Genomic DNA, 640 nt, shown 5'->3' with positions numbered 1-640 from the left:
TCGTGCAGATCAAGGTGGACCGCGACAACCTNCGCGATCAGTATGCAAGGGCCTCCGAACTCGTCAAACGCGGGGTTTATTCTCGGGCGCGTTACGATGCGGCTAAATCCGCCTATGATCAGGCAGAGGCCTCCGTCACGGCAGCTGAGGCGGAACTTGCCAAGGCAAAGGAACTGCTCGGACCATCCGGCAATGACAATCCGCAATTGCGGGCGGCGCTTGCCGGACTGGAGAAGGCCCGGCTCGATCTGGTGCGGACGACCATCCGGGCACCGTCGGCCGGTGTCGTCACCAACCTTCAGCTGACCATCGGCAAGGTTGTCTCGGTTGGGCAGGCGGCCATGACCTTCATCGATGCCGGTACGATATGGATCAACGCGGCGTTCAAGGAGAACAGCCTCGAGAGGGTTGCCGTCGGCAACAAGGCAGAGTTGCTCTTCGATGCTCTTCCCGGTCGGGTTTTCCCGGCAACGGTCGAAAGTGTCGGCTTCGGTGTGTCGCAAGGAAACACGGATCCGAATACCGGCCTGCCGAAGATCCAGAACGACAGTGGCTGGGTCAGGCAAGCGCAGCGGTTCCCTGTCCGCCTCATCATGGACGAGACGCAGCGGCCGAAAGGTGGCCTGCGCTACGGCGCGCA

1 protein-coding gene is annotated in these 640 nt (G+C 61.8%); it reads left to right on the top strand.

Annotated features, from left to right (window positions below):
- A partial coding sequence (locus PDO_RS17015) for an HlyD family secretion protein (protein WP_037074508.1) occupies window positions 1-640 on the top strand: 640 nt, incomplete at both ends.

This window comes from Rhizobium sp. PDO1-076 (genome assembly GCF_000247475.1).
Lineage (GTDB): Bacteria > Pseudomonadota > Alphaproteobacteria > Rhizobiales > Rhizobiaceae > Allorhizobium.
Note: the sequence above shows the minus strand (reverse complement) of the source record. Positions and strands in the feature narration are given on the sequence as shown.